Annotated in this window: 9 protein-coding genes; 1 reads left to right on the plus strand and 8 read right to left on the minus strand. The window is 45.7% G+C overall.

What is annotated here, in order from left to right:
* Positions 1 to 582 precede the first annotated feature (582 nt).
* From B5F91_RS10105 to B5F91_RS10140, 8 genes are all read right to left on the minus strand, one after another.
* Positions 583 to 1431: an alpha/beta hydrolase-fold protein gene (locus tag B5F91_RS10105; protein ID WP_239416399.1), complete on the minus strand. Its 849-nt coding sequence runs from the start codon at positions 1429 to 1431 to the stop codon at positions 583 to 585.
* 34 nt (positions 1432 to 1465) lie between these two features.
* Positions 1466 to 2824: a glycoside hydrolase family 43 protein gene (locus B5F91_RS10110; protein ID WP_239416400.1), complete on the minus strand. Its 1359-nt coding sequence runs from the start codon at positions 2822 to 2824 to the stop codon at positions 1466 to 1468.
* A 24-nt stretch (positions 2825 to 2848) separates the two neighbouring features.
* Positions 2849 to 4951, minus strand: a complete 2103-nt coding sequence (locus tag B5F91_RS10115) for a glycoside hydrolase 43 family protein (RefSeq protein WP_087428974.1) — start codon at positions 4949 to 4951, stop codon at positions 2849 to 2851.
* A gap of 112 nt (positions 4952 to 5063) precedes the next feature.
* Positions 5064 to 6422, minus strand: a complete 1359-nt coding sequence (locus tag B5F91_RS10120; RefSeq protein WP_087429029.1) for a glycoside hydrolase family 43 protein — start codon at positions 6420 to 6422, stop codon at positions 5064 to 5066.
* A gap of 16 nt (positions 6423 to 6438) precedes the next feature.
* On the minus strand, positions 6439 to 7770 hold the full coding sequence (locus B5F91_RS10125) for a glycoside hydrolase family 43 protein (RefSeq protein WP_087428975.1): 1332 nt from the start codon (positions 7768 to 7770) through the stop codon (positions 6439 to 6441).
* A 31-nt stretch (positions 7771 to 7801) separates the two neighbouring features.
* Entirely contained in the window at positions 7802 to 9718 is a 1917-nt protein-coding gene (locus tag B5F91_RS10130; protein WP_239416403.1) for a glycoside hydrolase family 97 protein, read from the minus strand.
* A gap of 64 nt (positions 9719 to 9782) precedes the next feature.
* The gene (locus B5F91_RS10135; protein WP_087428977.1) at positions 9783 to 12152 is read right to left on the minus strand and encodes a glycoside hydrolase family 127 protein; all 2370 of its coding nucleotides are present in this window, start codon (positions 12150 to 12152) and stop codon (positions 9783 to 9785) included.
* Positions 12149 to 13774 (minus strand): glycoside hydrolase 43 family protein, encoded by a 1626-nt coding sequence (locus B5F91_RS10140; RefSeq protein ID WP_087428978.1) that lies wholly within the window; start codon positions 13772 to 13774, stop codon positions 12149 to 12151. Before B5F91_RS10140 ends, B5F91_RS10135 begins: the two co-directional genes overlap by 4 nt.
* 235 nt (positions 13775 to 14009) lie before the next feature.
* On the opposite strand from B5F91_RS10140, the gene B5F91_RS10145 reads away from it, so the two are divergent.
* A complete protein-coding gene (locus B5F91_RS10145) occupies positions 14010 to 15716 on the plus strand; it encodes a glycoside hydrolase family 43 protein (RefSeq protein WP_087428979.1) in 1707 nt (568 codons plus the stop codon).
* Positions 15717 to 15719: the final 3 nt, after the last annotated feature.

Below are 15719 nucleotides of genomic sequence, written 5' to 3' on the forward strand. Positions count from 1 at the left end.
TTCTGCAATTCAGTAACTGCGCTCTTCAGATCAGTAATTTCTGTGCGCAGACCATCAATGTCATCATCATAGTCTTTACAAGAGGTAAAAGTTCCTGCCGAAGCGAACAGAAGCGCTCCGAACAGCAGTGCACTTAAATACTTTTTTCTCATAACAAAATAAATTTAATTTTAAAATTAAAAAACTCAAATCGTTCTAACTCAAGTCGTTACAAACAATTCCCTAATCTGCCGAAACTCCCGAATCCTTTTTGTCTTGTAACCGCGCCGGAAACTGACGTGGGTATGGTTAAGTGGTTGATAAATAACGCATTAATAAAGGATTCCAAGAAGCCTGGAACTCACGCGGCGCAAATATGTGCCGGTTTTGTAGTCCAAAACCTGACGTAAAAGTTCGAAATAAGTGCCTGATATTGTATGCTTTACAAGAAGTAGAAAGTTAAAAGTCTATAAAAGAAGAGGTATGGGATTGAGGTGAGAAATAAAAAGGGATGTCTAGAAATTAAATAATTAATTTGCAATGTATTAATTATTTAATTTCTGAACATCCCGATTAAAGCTTTACGAGAAATATTATTCTCTCTTATTTTTCAGGTAATTGTTCGGATACATAAATTAAAGCGTCATGTAAAGCAGGGCGCCAATAATTCCAATCGTGTCCTCCTGCCTTTATGCGAAGTTCATAAGGAATGTTTCGCTTACGAAAACTTGTTATCAAATCAATATTTGCATCATAAGTGAAATCTTTATCACCGCAATCGATGAACCAACGTATAGATTTCCATGCTTTTACATCATTTTCCGTTCCTTTTATTATTGTGTGAATGGGATTGTAATCATCGACTAATTTTTGACGCCATGGTGCTGAAGGGTCATTTTTTAAGAACTCCAACGGTTGGCTACGTAAGTAACTGCTCATTCCGTAAACCACATTGAAAAGGTCTGGATGAAGTACGCCATAGACAACTGATGCGCCGCCTCCCATAGAGTAGCCTGCTACCGAGCGGTATGCCTTTCCCTGCTTTACTCGGTAAGTACGCTCAATATAGGGCATGAATTCATGAAAAAAGAAATCCTCATACCGCCAATGGTTGGCATTAAACCAAATCATGTTATTCTTATTAGCTTCGGGACAGACTACAATCATTTCTTTCATCTGTCCGCATGTTATTAGGCTATCTGCTAAATGTGAAAGTCCGCCGTAACGTTCCCAATCAATATTCGAGCAATTTCCGCCGTGTAGTAGATATAGCACAGGATAAGTGCGAACAGTGTCTGTTTCGTAACTCGGAGGTAGATAAATAGTATATTCACGCTCGGTGATGCCTTGCAATAAGGTACAGGGCATTTTGGTGTATGTCACTGTACCTTGGGCAAGAAGATGCAGGCAACACAAGCACCACGCAATACTGAAAGCAATGTGTTTTTTCATTTGTTTATGGTTTTGTTTGATTTGATTATAGAAATTAATTATCGAACTTCCACCAATCAAGATTGAATAAGGCGTGAGGCTTTTTCCCTTTGAACACAAGATAGAGGTCGTGTACACCCGTCACACTTTTCACTGAGGTTTCAAATTCCCGCCAGTTTTTCCACTCACCAGTATAGGAAATATCAAGTGTGCCTATTATTTCACCTTCTTTATTATCCAGACGAAGTTCTATCTGCCCGCCAAAATAGCGAGAAGAGGCACATGCCGTGAAACGTGATGCTCCTTTATCTCCGAAATCAACACAACGCACTTTAATATAATCATCGTTGTGGATATCTGTTACATATACACCTCGTTCCTCATCTGTTTCGGTGGTCACACCTTCCGACCAGGCGATAGTTTCTGCTTCGATACGTTGATAGGGACAAAGTGTGCCAACGGGTTCTGTTATGCCTGCATCAGTCATGTGCAGTTCAGGAAGCTTTCCATCGGGCATGTAGTTGAATTCTTCGACACATACAGATCGACAATAGCTATGTCCGCCCGGCAAGGCATCGTTGTGATAAAAGAAATAAGAATGCCCTTTATAATCAATAATAGCCGGATGATTGGTGTTGCTACCACGTTCGGTAGGCATAAGCACGCCTTGTGCCTGCCATTTCCCGTCTGCTGCGTTGCTCATAGAGTAATGAATGGATTCGGGGAATCCTGCTGCATAAAGCAAGTAATAACGTCCATTGCGTTTATAAAGCCATGGAGCTTCGGTGAAACCTCCAGAAAAGGAGGAAGCGTCCAAACGGTCGATGACCTTGATTTCGCTCCCCAAGCTGACCATATCTGCATTCAATTTGGCGTAATAACAAACGCCATTACCCCAATAGAGCCATGCTTGTCCGTCATCATCGATAAATACGGTAGGGTCGAGATCATCCCACGAATGTTTGGCATAGGTGGTCATGTTATTCGTTACTAATCCACGTCCTATCGCATCTTTAAAAGGCCCGTATGGGGTATCACCCACTGCTACGCCAATGGAAGAACCGGGACTTTGTGTGTTCTGTGAAGAGATATACCAATAGAACTTCCCGTAACGAGGAATGCATTGTGCCGCACTGGCATCACCTGCCGACCAAGTGAAAGCACTTGTCCGAAGCGGTGTACCACAATCAGTCCAGTTTACCATATCGGTAGTTGTGTACAAGCGATATTCGCGCATCAGATAGGAATCCTTTGGCGAATCTTCCTCATCACATCCTACATACAGATACAGCGTATCGTTATAAACCATGGGAGCCGGGTCAGCCGTATAATGGGTTTGTATAATGGGGTTTTGCGCTTGAATGGACAGTGCGCATAGCCCTGCCATTGAAAAAAGGATATTCTTTATTTTCATTGTCTTCATTTTTCTGCATTTGATTCATTTTGACGCATTCTCTTCAGAGTATACTTCCCAAGCAAAGACCGTTCCGTCCTTACGGTCGGGGCGAGTGCCTTCCCAATCGGCGGCATACGGTTCGCTTGTTAGTGGATTCAGACCCACGAAACGATTTGTATGGAGAGAAAGTAACATACAGTTTCCCCAAAGCATATCTTGCCATAAGAAAAGACTTGCTTTACTTTCTTTTTTCATAAGACGTACATCACCCGAAAGTCCTAAACCTGTTACGGTGAGAAATCCCGAACCATCTGCCGCTTCGAGTGCTACTCGTCCTTTACCGCGGTCATGTACGAGGAAACGGCAACTAGCTTCATTAAACTCTTTGCTTCCTGAAGCTGCATGGTGAAGCATCCCATGCGGATTCGCCCAAGCCCGTTCGCCATTTGCAAGGTTTGTTAGAGTAATGATTTTTCCTACAGGCAGATTTTTTGAGCGGTCGGCTAAAGGTTCGTCAACGGTGAAATTATCGAACTTAGCGTATCCGCCTTTCTTCCCGTTCGTGTTATAAGCAAAAAGTGCGTAGCGCACGCCTTGGAAGGTATGCATCTGATAACCTAAACGCAAGCCTTCGCCTATCGTCTTAAAGTCATTTCCATTTGTACTGTAAGCCATTGATGCTATATCGTTGCGGAAGTCTCCACAGGCACGGAGCCAGACCTTGTCAGAAGCCAAAGGTTCATCAGTACGGACGTTCTTCACCATGTCGTAGAAACGGAGCATAAGTCCTTCAGCAGTGCGTACTGCCCCTATCCAATAATAAGGTGTGTTAAACAAGGCTAGTCCCGCCACATCGCCTTTCTTTAACGCACTTGCATCCAGCTCCACTGTGACGGTGGATTCGGGACCCATAGCCCGTTGGGTCAACGTATTTTTGGCAAACATTAAGCTTCGGGCAGGAAGTGTATGCAGGCGGAGTGTACCTTTCGTTACTTTCCATTTACTATCTACAGGGATGTGGTTCCATTGCCATACGGGATTCAATTTGTCTGACGAGAAGTCGTCATCACGTTGATAAGGAGCATGAGGCTCTGTTTCCACACCCGTATCGGGGTTGAACCACGTGCGTGGTGAGCGTCCCAAATTGCCTTCTACACCGAAATAGGGCCAGCCGTTCTTCCACGTAACAGGCGAAAGATAAGTAAGCCGGCCTACCGACCTCATATCCATCATCGAAAAACCCCACCATTCGCCATTGGGCAAATCTACAATGCCTCCCTGATGTAGAGGTACGGCGCTGAAATAATTGTCAGAAGGAGGTTGAAATGTGAATTTGTCTCCTTCATCAGGAATATCAGACCAAAAACCGTATCCTTGTGTCCACCAGCCTTGTCCGTTACCCATTGTTTCGCGGTGGCTGATGACCGTTGTTTCGTAAGGACCTTCGGGACGGTCGGCACGAGCACATTGCATCCGCCCTACCGGTGCATAGTCGGCACTGATAATGTAATATTTCCCGTTAATTTTATAAAAATGATGTCCTTCACCCATAGCACTGCCTTTAGGGATAATGACGCGATCACTTCCTTCTACGTAGCCACTGAAATCGGGTTTGATTTCAATGAGATGTACCTCGTCATATCCATGTACGGCATAAATTCTACCGTCATCATCGAAGAGGACACCAAGGTCGTAAATCGTTCCACCCATGTTTTTATGTGTCCAGGGACCTTCGGGACGGTCGGCAATGAACACTTGCAAACCGTATCCGTTTATATTAACGAAAATATAGAATTTCCCATTGTAATAACGAATACATGGTGCCCAAATGCCGTTGCCATATACTCCTTTCTTCCCTTCCAGATGAAAATCAGGACCCAAATCCAAAGTCTCGAATACGTATGTAACAAAGTTCCAGTTTACGAGGTCTTTAGAATGTAATAAAGGTAAGCCGGGCATGGCGTGCATTGAACTTGCCACCATATAGAAGTCCGTTCCCACCCGGATAAGGTCAGGATCGGTAAATTCATCGTAAAACAGGGGATTGGTGAATGTACCATTTCCGTTGTCCGCCGTCCATGTCTGGGCATATATTCCACACAAGGTGTATAGCCCCAATAAGAAAGAACAAATTATCTTTTTCATAGTTAAAAGTAAATAGGTAATTATCCATTGAATACAAAAGCACGGAAACACAAAATTTCATCATTATGTAGAATTTAAATTCTTTGTGTCTCCGTGCCTCTGCATTTAATAATTAATACTGGAACATCCAGTAGTCGAAATACATCAGTCGTCCGGGCTTTTCGCCTTTACATACGAAATAGAGGTCGTGTACGCCATTTATTTTTGCTATGTCTGTGGTCACTACAGCCCAACGGTCATCCCATCCAGTCATAGGTATTTTGATAGTAGCAAGTAATTCGCCTTGTAAACCATCGGCACGCACTTCCATTGTTACACCTCCGTTATGTGTAGTGCCTACGCGGGTGATTAGCTTCGAAGCCCCTTCCGTACGGAAGTCCACACCTTTTACCTTGATGTAGGCTCCGTCGCACATCGCATTGACAAATACGCCAACTTCTTCGTTTTGGTCTGCTTTCATGCCTTCAGAAAAAGCCATCGTTTCGGCTTCTGTCTTGCGGTACGGGTTCAGTGTTTGTAACCCTTCGCGGATGCCTTCGGTCATTTTCATAGGCTTGATAGTGCCATCGGCGTTGAATTCTGCTTGTTCTACGCATACCGAACGGGTAAAGCCTGTACCTCCGGGAAGCGCACCGTTGTGATAGAATAGATAAGTGTTGCCTTTATAGTCGGCGATTCCCGGATGGTTGGTGAAACTTCGTCCTTCGGTGGGCATTAGCGTACCGGCATATTTCCATGGACCGATGGGGCTTTTACTCATCGAATAGCCCAAGTGTTCGGAGATAGGGCCTCCCGCCCACAACAGGTAATACCAGTCAGCATGTTTATAGAGCCATGGACCTTCTTCGTAAAGCGTAGGGCGTTCGGGTACATTTCCTTCGCGTTTGCCGAAAGCTTCTTCGGTCATGGGGACCTTTGTGATTTCTCCTGTATACGAAATCATGTCTTCATTCAATTTTACGTAATAACAGAACGGATTACCCCAATACAGGTAAGCCTGCCCGTCATCGTCTATCATTACGGTAGGGTCAATATCACCTTTTCCGCTGCTTACCAATGGTTTGCCTAAAGGGTCATAGAAAGGTCCGTAAGGATTGTCTGCTACTGCTACGCCAATAGCTCCTCCGCCTTTTTTCATTGTGACAGGAACATAAGCGTAAAATTTGCCTCCTCGTTCTACGCATTGCATTGCCCAAGCGTCACCTTTTGCCCATTCGAAAGTCTTATAAGAGAGTGCTACACCGTGGTCGGTCCAGTTCACCATGTCTTCAGTGGAATAGAGCTTCCAATCGTTCATTGTGAACCAAGTTGATTCGTCTTCATCGTGGCTGGTATAGAGATACATTTTGCCATTATAAACCATTGGAGCAGGGTCGGCGGTGTACATGGTCTGTACTATTGGGTTTTGCGCCGTAGCGGAGAAGGCAAACATACCCAATGTCATTATGAATAAATGCTTTTTGTTTTTCATGTTCTTCATCTAATTATTATTCAAATTTCCAGTAATCCCAGTTCATCAGGTTCTTCTTTTCTTTTCCTTTTCCTTTAAAGCGGAACACTAAGTCGTGTACGCCTTTCGCTCCTTTTATTGAGCAAGTGAACTCTTTATAGTTATCCATGCCTCCCGTAGCGTTTACTTTCAATGTGCCTACCAACTTTCCTTCAGCACTATCGAGGTGCACTTCTATCGCGCAATTGCCCGTAGCGGAAGCCACCGATGCGGTAAACCGTTTGGCACCCTTTCCGAAATCTACAGACCTTACAACCAGCGTATCAGCATCATCGATACTTGTAACATAGATGCCTCTTTCCGCATGTTTGGCGGTCTTCAGTCCATATCCCCATGCCATGGTTTCGGCTTCTACGCGGCGATATGGATTAAAGTTTTCTATCGGCATTAATTTCGTATCTTTAAAATAAGGTACTTCTTGTATGGTTCCGTCTGCATTGTAATGCATTTCGGCAGCCGAAATCGAGCGGCGTTCATGGTGCTCTTCCATTTCGAGGCGCAGCAAGTCATAGTTCTGTCCGAAGACATAGCTCTTACCCTTGTAGTCGATGATGCCTGGGTGATTGCCGCGCGTACGGTCGGTAGGAGCCATAATGTAGCCTTTCACCTCCCACGGTCCGGTGGGGTATTTGGCCATGGCATAGCCGATACCTTCGGGACAACACGTGGAAGCGTATGCTAAATAATACTTGCCATTACGTTTATAGAACCACGGACCTTCCTGATAGTGCTCCAGCTTGCCCACGCGCACGATGGTGCCGCTATAGGAAATCATGTCTTCGTTCAACGCCACATAATACAGGTTCGGGTTACCCCAGTACATATAGGCTTGTCCGTCATCGTCAATCCAGACAGTCGGGTCAATGTCTTCCCAATGTTCTTGTTGCCATACAAGCGGTTTTCCGATAGGGTCTTTAAATGGTCCATAGGGAGAATCGGAAACCAATACACCGATGCCGTTCCCGTGGAGGGGGCAATACATATAAAACTTACCATTGCGCTCCACTACCTGTTGTGCCCATGCACCGTTATCACGCTTACGCCAAGCAAACTCTTTCAGGGAAGCGACGGGACCGTGGTCTGTCCAGTTTACCATATCGGTAGAGGTATAAAGTTGCCAGTCGAGCATTTTGAACTCGTAGCCTTGTGCATCGTCTTCATCGTGGCTGGTATAGAGGAAGATGGTGTCGTTATACACCATTGGGGCAGGGTCTGCCGTATACTTGGTTTGGATAATCGGCTCTTGTGCTGTGGCAGAAAGGGCGAATACGCCCAATGCCATCAGGGATAGCTGTTTTTTGTTTTTCATGTTATTTGTTTTTTAGGATTAATATTCATACTTATTTGCTTATCACAACACCTCCGTTGCAGGGGATAGTGATTTCCATTTCACCTTTCTTATTCAGTTTCTTCGTGCGGAGGCTGCCTTCTAATTTTTCGTTATCGGCATAAACGTTGACTTCTTCACCCGCCTCGAACATCGGGAGAGCGATTTTCATTTTCACAGGTTCTTGCTGTGCGTTAATACCTGCTACGTACCACGTATCTCCATGGCGGCGTGCTAAAATGACATATTTACCAGGATAGCCGTCGATGAAACGCACTTCGTCCCACAAGGTAGGCACGTGCTTCATGAAGTCCATAGCCCATTCCGGAGCATCTGTCAGATTATTAGGAGCCAAAGCAAAATGCTGTACGGGACTTTGGAAGAGTACAGCCGTAGCCAATGCAAAGACATCTGAAGTGATGCGTTTGCTTCCGCCTTCTTGATTCTTTACATTATAATATTTGTTCAGGGTGCTTCCTCCGAAATCCATGCTGCCCACCGTGTTGCGGATAAAAGGATGTAGGCAGGCGTTGAATGCTTCAGCATCACAACTTCCTTGCGAGAAGTTCATGTTTTCGCTTGCCAATACGGCTTCGCTTGATGCGTAATTAGGATACATCCGCTCCCAGCCTCGCGGAAGAGTACAACCATGGAAGATGACTAACAATCCGTAATCGTTCGCATCTGCCAGAATATCTTCGTAGAGTTGCATGGTCACTTGTTTATCGCTTCCGAAGAAATCTACTTTGATGCCTCGTATGCCGACACTTTGCATCCATTTCATTTCTTTTCGGCGGGCAATGGTATTGCTCATTTTTCCGCGTGGACCTTGAGGCGCATCGTTCCAATAACCGTTGGAATTATACCATAAATATAACGCCACATTTTTGGTTTGTGCATATCGTGCTAATTCGGCTATTTTATCGTATCCTACACGTGAATCCCAAAGCGCATCTACCAATACGGATTGATATCCCATATCAGCGGCAAAGTCAATGTAGCGTTTTTGGTCATCGTAGGTCATGCTTGCATCTCCTCCGATAATCCAACTCCATGTGCCACATCCGTATTGGTATTTTTGAGACGCTTCATAAAGCGGGGAAACCAGGTCAAAAGCAACGGTCGTTTCTACAATAGGAGCTAAAGTTGTACCCAAGGTTGCTGTGCGCCAAGGAGTTTCTCCCGGAAGTGCGATGCCCGGAGCTGTAGTTCCGTTTCCGTTATATTCTCCTTCTTGAGGATAGCCTACAGTGTAGAGTCCTCCTTCATGACCTATCAGACGGCTTGCGCAATAGCGGCTGTCTACGCCTGTTTCCGAAAGTAAAATCCAACCTTTATCTGCATTCTTGAACAAACAAGGGAAGGTATATCCTTCGCCCCAGCCGTTTTTCCCCATCGCATCATCAGGGGTATAAGAGGTTTCATAACTGGGATATGTACGGGCAAATCCTCCGTTTGGCTTGGCTTGTGGGCAAAGGAATGTAGTAGTTCCTTCGGGCAGGACAAAACCAGTCTTTTCCTCTTTTACCATGCAACACAGGGTGTTTCCTTTAGGGTAAAGTTTATATTTGAAAGCTACATCACGATTACTTACGCGGAACACAATATCGTATACCTGCTTGCCTTCCTGTAGCACGGGGCATATCGCTTCGGTAGCTTCATAATGTACCGTACTTTGTTTGATTGTAGGGAGCGAATAAGTTTCGTCTACTTTGCTGATTTTCATGTCCGCGCCCAACGATACATTCTGCGAATAGTCGCCGATATCCGTAATCAGCCCTAATGGCGAGCGTTCCAAGAATGCTGTTCCATTATACGATACGCTGTAAGACGGTTTTCCTCCTTCATCGGATACCGTCACTTGCACACATCCGTCAGGACTGGTGAAGTTCCAGTCTTTCGCATATGCCGAAAGGAAACCTCCTATCATGAGAACTACTAATGCTTGTCTTTTCATATTTTCTATACTTGTGTTTGTTTTTTCATATTGATATTTATTCTTCTGTCAACCGGATGTAGAATACACCTCCGGCTATTTTGCCCGGTTTGGGACGGAATGTCAAGGTCACTTCTTTCTTTCCTTTAAGCATATCTGCCGGAATCGGGTATTCCACATCGACAAATGCTTGTTTTTTCCATTTCCCGACTAAATTTTCAGAGGCAAGTAGTTGGTCATTTATCAAAATGTCGAACTCACGGTCAGCAGTTTCGTTACCCCAATAGGTGATCCGTAACGTAAGCCCGGATTTCCCTTCCGTAGAAAGTACATAGCTGAAATAACCTCCGTCTTTCGCGTCACGCCAAGCCCTGCCTTCGAAATTTCCTTTCGTTGAATTTTCGCTTTTCATCAGGTGGTCGGCTTCGGGTTGTTGCTCACCTGGAGCAATGGCATCCACCGTGCGGCGGTCTAAGGCAATACGTGCCTCTTCTTCTGCCTTCCGTTCTTTCAGGTAACGATCGTATCCTGCTTCGTCCATGGATAACCAATAAATAGAATAGCGGCTATCGTGGATACCGTAGAACGGTTCTAGCTCTAAATTTTTGTATTTATCTGAACGGAACAATCCTGATACGGTGTAGTGAAGAGGCTTGCCTTCTACCGGTTTCATCTCTTCCAGTTTGGCAAGTATTTCTTCACGCTCTCCGATAAGGAACGGTGTGTCGTATACAGGCACTAGTGGTCCTGAGGCGATGTGTCCCCACCGGCTGTCGTCTGCTACCAGCCCGTCTAAGTTTTCCGTTCCCATCCGTGCACCCAATACAATCGGACCGCGTAGGATAGCTACATATTCAGGCAGGTTGGGGAACTCTTCCAATGTGACACGCATCGGGGTGCGGATTTCGATGACATCCCCGTTTTTCCATTCGCGGTCGATGCAGACATACGAAGACGCTTTCGAACCTTCGGCATAATTTTTTCCGCCGCATATAGCTTGCATTTCACCTGTTTTCACCCAACCGGGATGACGTACCAGCACTTTGAAACGCTTGGGAGCGTCAAGCGATACGGTGATTCGGCTTCCTTCTTCCGCTGGGAATTGTGTTTCCTGTGTTAGTTTGATACCTCCTTCTTTCCATTCAAGACGTGAGGCGATGAAGAGGTTCACGAAAAGTGAATCGCCCGTATGTGTGTAGATGAATTCGCCGTATTTGCCTGGATTTTCCATTCCTGTCCCTACACAGCACCACATGGCTTGATTGGGTGCCGAATAGACCCGGTAATGTGCCGGACGGGCTGAAGTGAAATATACATATCCTCCGTGTTCGGGATGTACGGCAGAGAGGATATGGTTGTAGAGGGCACGCTCGTAGAAGTCGGCATAACTGGCTTCGGGATGCATCCGGAAGAGCCCTTCAGTTAGTTTCAGCATGTTGTTGGTGTTACATGTTTCAGGACCTTCGCGGTCTTCCACATAGCTCTTGCTGTCATTTTTCGCTACGAAATGTTCACGCCGGCTGTTCCCTCCGAAAGACAATGAACGGTTTTCTACAACCGTATGCCAGAAGAATGTTGCCGCATCTTCATACGTAGGGTCGTTCCCTAATTCGGCAATGCGTTGGTATCCTACAGCCTTAGGTACTTGTGTATTGGCATGTTTGTTGTCGAGGTTATCCACGCCTTTTGCCATACTGTCGAGCAGCCAATGATGGGAAAAACGTTTTGCCGCGTCAAGGTATTTTTTGTCGCCGGTCATTTGATAGGCATCGGCATATACTTCATCCATTCCACCGAATTCCATTTCAAGCATTTGTTCCATTTGTTCATCGGTCAGGGGTGAAATGACTTCGATTCCCCAGTCACATAGGTCAAGGAACATTTGGCGGGCTTCTTCGTTTCCGGCATACATCCATGCATCGCGAAGACCGGCATACAACTTGTGCTGGTTATACCAAGGTACCCAGTATTTCCAAATAGCACCTACATTCCCTTTTTTTATCTCTTCCCATAATGGCTTTCCGTTAGGGACTCCTCCGATATACCCGTCACCGTTTTTTTCTTGGCAGCGTTTTAATTCGGCTATCATGTATTCCATACGGCGTTTGCATTCTTCATTACCTGTAGCGGCATAGTGTATTGCCAATGCTGAAAGGTAATGTCCGCCTACATGTCCGTCCAGTCCTTCCCAATTAGGGAAAAGTTCTGCTTTCTTGGGCAAGCCGGCTTCTTTCAAGAAGGGAGCCAACAAGCGGTCTACATCATATTCCAATAATACTTTTCCGTTTACTTCTTGTGCATGCTTGAACGGTCCATCCAATAAGGTCACTTCACTTAGCGGAAAGCTGTTCGGATACAATTTTTCTTGTGCTTGCGTGCTTCCTAAGCATGCCAGACAAGCCATCAGCATCAACGTTTTCTTTTTCATGGTAAATTTAATTCTTCATTCTTAATTCTCTTATAGTCGAAATAGTCCACATCCACATAGCCGCCAGTCTCTTGTGTTGCATAATTGAATATTGCATACTTGGTTCCCATAAAGAAACGGCGGTAGTCGAATATCATTTTAAAGTCGGAGCCTATTTTTGTCCAGTCTTTCCCGTTGAGGCTATAATAAAAGGTGGCAATGTCTTTACCCGGGCGGAAATCGCCGTCAATACGCAGGTAAATGATGTCCTGACTCAATTCCACACGGGCTTTTTCTTTCGTGTCAAGGGCAGTCACTGCTTTGCTCTTGTCGTCTAAGGAAACGACTTGTTCTGACATGGTAAGGCATTTTTTCCCGTTTTCTTTCAATACCGCAAGTACACCAGAATTACCGTTGAATGCACTGAATCCCGCTACATCCCCTTCTTTCATGTGTGAAAGGTCAATGGCTACAGAAGCGGTACATTTCGGGCCTTCCATGCGTTGGGTTAAGGTATTGGGTGCCCAAAACAGGTTTTCTACGACACGGCTTGTTTTCAGACGCAAATAGCCAGGGCGTTCTTCCAATGACCATGCCTTATGCACCGGGTTGTGGTTCCATTGCCAGTTTATTTTCATTTGTTTGTTGCCGAAATCATCGCTTACCACCAACGGAATAGCCGGACTGCCCTGTACGGGCTTTTCCATTACCGTGGGTACTTGTCCGTTTTCGTCTCCCAACATCGGCCAGCCGTCTACCCATCGGCAAGGCATCAAGGTGAGCACGCGGCCTACACCCCCACGGTCTTGGAATATCACACCGTACCAGTTGCCTTTGGCATCGTCTACGATACATCCCTGCCCTACGTAAGGGAACCCGCCGAAGTCGGCTTCCAATATCACTTTCTTTTCATACGGGCCTGTTATCTTATCGGCACGGTAGCACACCTGGCGGCGCTTGCCTCCATTGGGCCACGAAATCATCAGCAGGTAATATTTCCCGTTATATTTAATAGCGCGGCTTCCTTCTAACAGCCCTGTCTCGGTACTGTCACGTTCGAAGATTTTCATGTCCACGCCTCCGGGCTGTACATCACTTAGGTCGGGTTTCAGCTCACGGAGTTGTCCTGTTCCATAATAAACATATACACGTCCGTCATCATCGAAAAGCAGGGATGCATCGTGAAAATGCGGCAGGCGGGAAACCAGTTCCCATTTCTCTTTAGCAGGGTCGGTAGTAGTATATACATAACCTCGGAAAGGCTTGTCGTTGGGCGAAAAATAAGCGTAATATCTGCCGTTATAATAACGGAGTGAAGTCGCCCATTGCCCGCGTCCGTAAGCGGTACATCCGTCCATGTCGTAGTTGGGGGTATCGGTCAGACGGTCGAACAAATAGCTTGCCGTTTCCCAATTCACTAAATCTTTGGAACGCATCACAGGGGCGCCCGGCATCAGGTGCATCGTGGTGCTGACCAAATAAAAATTATCATCTACCCGGATTACATCTGGGTCGGGTACATCACTCCACAGCATCGGATTGGTGAACGTTCCGTCACCGTTGTCACTCGATTGGGCTTGTGCGGAACCGAGGAAAAGGCTGCACATCGTCAGTGCACAGAATAAAGGTTTGCGTATTTTCATAATTAGGTTGTAATTTAAAACAATGTTGTGAGTGCAAATTTAAAAGAAAAAGCGAGAAAACCTATTTTTTTAATCAAGTTATTTTCCCAGATGCAACATTTGTGTATCATTCAGCATCATGGAAGCATATCATGTAACATAGAGAATAATATATGTAACATACGCAACATGATTATTCCGGCTGATTTGCTATCTTTGCGTATGTATAAATTTCACTTATATATTATAGCTGCTTATGAAAAACTCATTCAAGACATTCGCTTTGAGTGCGCTGGGACTGATAGCGTGCTCGTGTACAAACAATCAAGTGGAAGTAACTCCCGGAACTCCGGTGTTCAGCAACTTTACTTACACCGGACAAGATGCCGTGTACGACAAGAATCCGCTTGGGACAGATGAATTTTATTCGCCTATTTTGCAGGGATGTTATCCCGATCCCAGCATTTGTAAGAAAGGGAACGACTACTATTTGGTCTGCTCTTCGTTTGCCATCAATCCGGGTGTGCCTATCTTCCATTCTACGGATTTGGTAAACTGGAAACAAATCGGGCACGTCCTCGACCGTCCTTCACAACTGAAGGTAGAAGATACAGGAATCAGTGCAGGCGTATATGCACCTACGATCCGTTATAATGCAAACAACGATACGTTTTATATGATTACCACCGAATTTGCGGGCGGATTCGGAAATATCATTGTTAAGACCAAAGACCCTATGCAGGGCTGGAGCGACCCTATCAAGCTGAATTTTGAAGGTATCGACCCTTCTATTTTCTTTGATGATAACGGCAAGGCTTACATCGTGCATAACGATGCGCCCAAGAAAGCGCTTTACGAAGGACACCGCGTTATCAAGGTGTGGGAATACGATGTGGAAAAAGACCAGGTTATCCCCGGAACCGATAAGGTGATTGTAAACGGAGGCGTGGATATCAAGAAGAAACCTATTTGGATTGAGGCTCCACACCTTTATAAGAAAGACGGCAAATATTACCTGATGTGTGCCGAAGGAGGTACAGGCGATATGCATAGCGAGGTGATTTTCATCAGCAACAGCCCGAAAGGTCCTTTCAAGCCTGCTCCTGAAAACCCGATTCTTTCACAACGCCACCTCAATGCCGACCGTCCCGATAAAGTGGATTGGGCTGGACATGCTGACCTGGTAGAAGGTCCCGACGGCAAATATTACGGAGTATTCCTTGCTATCCGACCGAATGAACAAAACCGTGTGAATACCGGACGCGAAACGTTTATTCTTCCTGTAGACTGGACCGGTACGTTCCCCGTATTCGAAGGCGGAATGGAGCCTTTGAAGGCAAAACTGAAGATGCCGGCAGGTGTCACAAACCAGACAGGGCAGAACGGCTATTTCCCGAACGGGAACTTTACGTTTACCGAAACCTTCCCGTCGGATACGCTAGACTACCGTTGGGTAGGAGTGAGAGGCGCACGCGAGAAATTTATCTCCGTATCGCCCGACGGGCTTGCTATCACCCCGTATGACGTGAACATTAAGGTGGCTCTGCCTACCTCTACTTTGTTCTATCGCCAACAGCACTTGAATTTCACCGCTACCACAACGATGAACTACATCCCGCGTTCTGAAAAAGACTTGGCTGGCATTACCTGCTATCAAAGCGAAAGTTTCAACTACGTGTTTGGCGTAACAAAGAAAGGCGAAGATTATGTATTGGTATTGCAACGCACCGAGAAAGGCAATTCTACCGTATTGGCAAGTGTTGTGGTAAAAGAACCGCGTCCTATCTTGTTGCAAGTGAAAGCCGTAGGCGACCAGTACACTTTCAATTATTCGGAAGACGGAACTACCTTCCAGCCCATTACAGAACCTGTTTCGGGTGACATCCTCTCAACCAATGTGGCTGGAGGATTCACCGGAGCCATGATCGGGCTATATGCTACGGCAGGAAATGATGCCATTTAATGC

The organism is Bacteroides sp. An322, from assembly GCF_002161765.1.
In the GTDB taxonomy this organism is placed as follows: Bacteria; Bacteroidota; Bacteroidia; order Bacteroidales; family Bacteroidaceae; genus Phocaeicola; species Phocaeicola merdavium.